At 58.3% G+C, this 5,204-nt stretch carries 7 protein-coding genes and 1 pseudogene; 7 read left to right on the top strand and 1 reads right to left on the bottom strand.

What is annotated here, in order from left to right:
• Window positions 1-110: pseudogene (locus MOV63_RS31910) on the top strand (IS481 family transposase); the annotation flags it as partial.
• A 54-nt stretch (window positions 111-164) separates the two neighbouring features.
• On the top strand, window positions 165-614 hold the full coding sequence (locus MOV63_RS31905; protein WP_247039763.1) for a hypothetical protein: 450 nt from the start codon (window positions 165-167) through the stop codon (window positions 612-614).
• 191 nt (window positions 615-805) lie between these two features.
• Here the strand turns inward: MOV63_RS31905 and MOV63_RS31900 are convergent, their stop codons facing one another.
• Window positions 806-1,147, bottom strand: coding sequence for a hypothetical protein (locus MOV63_RS31900; RefSeq protein ID WP_247039761.1), 342 nt, complete (start codon window positions 1,145-1,147; stop codon window positions 806-808).
• Between the two features lie 41 nt (window positions 1,148-1,188).
• Between MOV63_RS31900 and tnpA the strand changes: the two genes are divergently transcribed.
• From tnpA to MOV63_RS31875, 5 genes are all read left to right on the top strand, one after another.
• Window positions 1,189-1,560, top strand: coding sequence for an IS66-like element accessory protein TnpA (gene tnpA, locus MOV63_RS33115; RefSeq protein WP_405029411.1), 372 nt, complete (start codon window positions 1,189-1,191; stop codon window positions 1,558-1,560).
• The gene (gene tnpB, locus MOV63_RS31890; RefSeq protein WP_011654616.1) at window positions 1,557-1,907 is read left to right on the top strand and encodes an IS66 family insertion sequence element accessory protein TnpB; all 351 of its coding nucleotides are present in this window, start codon (window positions 1,557-1,559) and stop codon (window positions 1,905-1,907) included. Before tnpA ends, tnpB begins: the two co-directional genes overlap by 4 nt.
• A gap of 59 nt (window positions 1,908-1,966) precedes the next feature.
• On the top strand, window positions 1,967-3,604 hold the full coding sequence (gene tnpC, locus MOV63_RS31885) for an IS66 family transposase (protein WP_247039760.1): 1,638 nt from the start codon (window positions 1,967-1,969) through the stop codon (window positions 3,602-3,604).
• On the top strand, window positions 3,604-3,903 hold the full coding sequence (locus MOV63_RS31880; RefSeq protein WP_247039758.1) for a hypothetical protein: 300 nt from the start codon (window positions 3,604-3,606) through the stop codon (window positions 3,901-3,903). Before tnpC ends, MOV63_RS31880 begins: the two co-directional genes overlap by 1 nt.
• A gap of 758 nt (window positions 3,904-4,661) precedes the next feature.
• Entirely contained in the window at window positions 4,662-4,988 is a 327-nt protein-coding gene (locus MOV63_RS31875) for a hypothetical protein (RefSeq protein ID WP_247039756.1), read from the top strand.
• The last annotated feature ends 216 nt before the right edge of the window (window positions 4,989-5,204 follow it).

The following is a 5,204-nucleotide window of genomic DNA, read 5'->3' as shown; positions in this document are numbered from 1 at the left end:
AGACGCTAAAGGGCCTCACGCCCTACGAGTTCATATGCAAACGGTGGACTTTGGAGCCGGATCGATTCATCATCGATCCAATCCATCAAATGCCGGGACTAAACACCTAGGTCATGTTGACAAAATGTTTCTGCCAATGCGACCGTGGGTTCACGGGGGACACCATGACGACACTTAGGGGCTACGATCTCAAAGATCAGGTTCTTGCGCTTGATCTCAGAGAATTGCTGCGACTTTTGGCTCCCCGTTCTTTAGAAGCACGTTGGGTCGTCTCGACCGTTAAGTCGTCCAAACCTGGGCACGAATGGTTTGAGGCCACCGGGGAGGGGGGCGAACGGCTTGAGGGATTGGCGCAAGGCGATGGCCAGCTTTCGGGCTCTGATTTAGCCGCTTTGGCTGAAAACACGCGGCAGGTTATCTGGGGGGAGTTTGTCGGCTCGGCACCCACGCAGTCAGACAAGCCGTGGGTGATAATCCGGGCGGTCGACAGCACGTTCTACGAGATCGATTCGGATGACGAGGCGGTGCTGAACAAGATTAGCTCGACCTATAAAGACGTCAGAGCTGGGGAGGCTCCAATTACGTCATGGCTCTTGGACCGTGCCGACGAATGATGGCAGTCAGACGCGAACGGCAGCCAGAGCAATGAACGCCATGAACGACCTCGCGGTTTCATGGTAGCGCGAGGCTACGCGCCGAAACTGCTTGGGGCGACGACGATCAGCGGCGATGAATATCTTCGCCAGCTTGGCTTAGAGGAATAAGCGTTTGCTGCGGACCAACGGCAGCCATCGCTCCCAATACCTTAAAGGTTAAAGCGGATAGCTAGCTCCGCAATCGCAGGGTCGGTGAAGTCGACAACGGGATCATCAGTCTTGTCGTGTTTGCGATGATACTCTCCCGCATCGAAGGCTTCATAGATTTCGAAGAATGGCTCCGGCACCTCGTTCTTGCCAGGTCCAAAACCCTCCTGCACCCCGGACCAAAGATCAGTCATTACGCCATCACAGAAGGTGTAACTTAGCTCGCCTCGGTGGTACCCTTTCGCAATTTCCAGCGCGGCGCTATTATAGAAGTCCCAGTGGTTGAGCGGTATCCCTCCGCCGAAGACCGTCTGCCCTGATTTGCTGATTGGCTTTAAGTCCATGGCTTATGTCATGCGCTACAATCATTTCCCCCATTGAGGTCTTGCCGGCCGACGATTTTGGTCGCCGACGGGATTGGTCGGATGAAGAGAAGGTTCGGATCGTCGAGGAGAGCCTGCAAGGGTTTCGGCAGGGCTCGGTGACGGCGCGGCGTTATGGATTGTCGCGGTCACTGTTGACCCGTTGGCGTCGGGAATACCGAAGCGGGCTTCTGAACGTTTCCGCGTCAACGGGCTTCGTACCGCTTGCGATTTCGCCACCGCCGGCGGCATCTTTCGCGATGGCCTCACCGCCGCTGCCTGAAGACGACAGGACGATCGAGATCGGCCTGCCGAACGGCCGACGGCTGACGATCCCGGCCTCGCTGGATCCCACCATCCTTGCCCGGCTGTTGCCGGTCCTGGATGCGTCATGATCGCCTTTCCGGCTGGGGTGAAGGTATGGATCGCGGGTGGTGTGACGGACATGCGCTGCGGCATGAACAGCCTGGCGCTGAAGGTGCAACAGGGTCTTGGCCGCGATCCTCATGGCGGCGAAGTCTTCTGCTTCCGGGGTCGCAAGGGTGATCTGATCAAGGTTCTGTGGCACGACGGGATCGGCATGTCGCTTTACCTGAAGCGGCTTGAAGCCGGAAAGTTCATCTGGCCTGTCAGTCAAAATGGCTCCGCCGTGCCAGTGTCGGCGGCGCAACTCGGCTATCTCCTGGAAGGGATCGACTGGCGCAATCCACGCTGGACGCAGCGGCCTGCAACGGCAGGATAGTCGTCCACCATTCCACTGTTTTTGTTTGGCTTTCTGCGGTTACATGGTAGCTTTCGGCCATGGATGATGCTGCGTCGGAGATAGCCAGACTGCGCGCCGCGCTTGCGGCATCGGAAGCGCGTGCCACGTCTGCTGAGGCCGATCTCGCGCAGGTGCGCGCCGTCGTGACGACGTCGGAGGCGGTGATCCGGCACCTAAAGCTCGAGATCGCAAAGCTGCGCCGCGAGCAGTACGGCCAGAGCTCGGAACGGCGCGCCCGGCTGATCGACCAGATGGAACTGCAGCTTGAGGAGCTCGAGGCCGACGCCACCGAGGACGAGATTGCCGCGGAACGCGTGGCGGAGAGGATCACAAGTGTCTCCGCCTTCGAACGCCGTCGGCCCGCCCGCAAGCCGTTTCCCGAGCACCTGCCGCGCCAACGGCTGATCATTGAAGCTCCTTCGACCTGCACCTGCTGTGGCTCGGCCCGGATCGTGAAGATGGGCGAAGACGTCACCGAGACGCTGGAGGTGATTCCGCGCCAGTGGAAGGTGATCCAGACGGTGCGCGAGAAGTTCACCTGCCGGGACTGCGAGAAGATCAGCCAGCCACCGGCTCCCTTCCATCCGACCCCGCGTGGATGGGCAGGACCGAACCTGCTGGCGACGATCCTATTTGAGAAGTTCGGCCAGCATCAGCCATTGAACCGACAGGCCGAGCGCTACGCCAGGGAAGGCGTCGCTCTCAGCCTGTCCACGCTGGCCGACCAGGTTGGTGCCTGCGCGACGGCACTGCAGCCGATCCATGATCTGATCCGTGCTCATGTGCTGGCCGCCGAGCGGCTGCATGGCGACGATACGACCGTGCCGCTCCTGGCCAGGGGCGCAACGAAGCAGGCAAGGTTATGGACCTACGTTCGCGATGATCGTCCCTTCGCGGGCGGTGCGCCTCCTGCAGCACTCTTCCACTTCTCTCCGGATCGGGAAAAGACCCATCCCAACACGCATCTTGCCGGATGGCACGGCATACTGCAGGCGGATGCCTATGGCGGCTACAACGATCTCTATCGTGCGGATCGCCGCCCCGAACCGGTCAAGAGCGCGCTCTGCTGGAGCCATGCGCGGCGCAAGTTCTTCGAACTGGCCGATATCGCCGGCAACGTGCGCAAGGGCAGACCTGCCCACGAGATATCGCCTGTCGCGCTCGAGGCTGTCGCCCGCATCGACGCGCTCTTCGATATCGAGCGGGGCATAAACGGGAAGTCCGCCGAGGAGAGACTGGTAGCGAGGCGGCAGCATGCGCGTCCGCTCGCCGAGGAACTGCACGACTGGCTCATGGCCCAGCGTTCCCAGATGTCGAAGCACAATCCCGTCGCCAAAGCGATCAACTACATGTTCGAGAAGGACGGACGCTGGGAAGCCTTCACGCGGTTCCTCGACGATGGCAGGCTTTGCATCACGAACAATGCGGCCGAGCGCGCCCTGCGCGGGATAGCTCTCGGAAGAAAGGCGTGGCTATTCGCCGGCTCCCAGCGCGGCGGCGAGCGTGCTGCCTTCATGTATTCCCTGATCGTCACCGCCAAGATGAACGATATCGATCCGCAGGCATGGCTGGCCGACGTGCTCGCCCGCATGCCCAACCTTCCCTTGTCACGGCTGCCGGAACTGCTGCCGTGGAACTGGTCTGCCGCTGGCAGCGCCCTGCGGAGTGCAGCCTGATGGCGCGCCCGACGCAAGTCTACACGATCGATTACGTCGCCACACTGATCGGCGAAAACATCGAACTCATCCGGCAAATTGCCAGCAACTCGGACAACATCGACTATGGCGAGGTCATCCATGCCCACGACGGCAGCGAAGAGGGCATCACCACCTTCACGGACCGGGGGATCGAAAGCTTGCAGGAATTCCTCGCCGATATCCGCACCCGGGACCGAGGTGTTCGGCAGTTCCTTATCGACGAGCAATGTGATCCTGAACGGATCGAACGCATCGTGGCAGACCAGCCAAAATCATGAGCGCCGCGGCCTTGGCCGGATGGTTACGTTGAGCGTTCCTGCCCATCGGACTATGTCATCGAGTGTGAGCCGGAGCGGGCTCTTGTTGATCGCGAACTGTAGGAACTCAGACACCGCTCTCACCTTTCTGATAAGTTGCCAGAGCTTATGAATGAACGCGCGATGCAGCGTCAATGGCTGGTTTGGACAGGAGCGGAATCCGCTCCTGAGTAGTCTGGAGTTGCGAGTGCGGACGAGTCGGTCAACCTTCCTAGTGCAATTGACGGTGATGAGCAGCTTCCCGCAACCGATTCAATAGGTCATCGATAAGGGGCTCCACTTCAGACGGCAGGTAGCCCGCATCTAAATAAGCACCGCTTTTCCGATACGCGTCTACCGGTTCCGCAAATTCGAGAAATTCCGCTTTCGGCAGTTCGAATAGGCGGAATGAATTGTACCCCCGGTCAAACATGTTCTGGACCTGAAGTAGATAGGGCCGGTGCCCTACCTGTCATATAATATAGTTCAGAAGATGCCGAATTAGAGCGGCAGAAGCGCCCCAGATATCTTCCTCATCTCGGACTGCAAACACGGCCATGGTCAAGCTCCTTAGACGTAAGAAATCTTTGCGCAATCATGACGATGATTTTTTGATTTAGATAGCTCAATAAGCTGAGCGACTGCGTCGGTCCGAGAGGCATCTTCCGCTTCGCCCCAATTGCGGTCATGAGGCAGAGCCTGAACTTGTTTCCAAACGAGCGACCGAGTATATTTGGGGAATGGAATGGGACAAAGTTTTACAAACAGTCAAAGGCGATCCGACTAGGGAAGTTATCGATGCGACATCATTGAAAAATCTCACCGCTCTTGTGAAATACGGTGCCTCGAAGATGACGCCGCCTTCAGACGTCGGCAATGGTTACTATCCGACGGCATTGCTTAGTTGGGATAGTCTCCAGACGCAGATCGAAGTTTTTCATGATCATTTTGAAATCTATCATTTCGATGTGGTGCCAGCCCGAATTCGACATGTCGCTGTTGAAGTCGCCGGTCAGCTTCCAAGTCAACTCTTACCGCTCCTAGCGCCGCTGAAGCTTCCGTCCTGAATCCTCCTAGTTGTTTGAAGGCGCTAGCTGTTTAGTCCCGGCATTTGATGGATTGGATCGATGATGAATCGATCCGGCTCCAAAGTCCACCGTTTGCATATGAACTGTAAGCGCGATTTTCCATGCACATTGACGTAGGCGGTATCTCTGAACCAGCCCCTTTCGCGAAGCGATATCCGGGTCTGTCAGGCAGCGGAGGCTTTGGAGAAGTTGAAC

This window comes from Neorhizobium sp. SHOUNA12A (assembly GCF_023006505.1).
Taxonomy (GTDB): domain Bacteria; phylum Pseudomonadota; class Alphaproteobacteria; order Rhizobiales; family Rhizobiaceae; genus Neorhizobium.
This window is presented reverse-complemented; position numbering and strand designations above follow the sequence as displayed.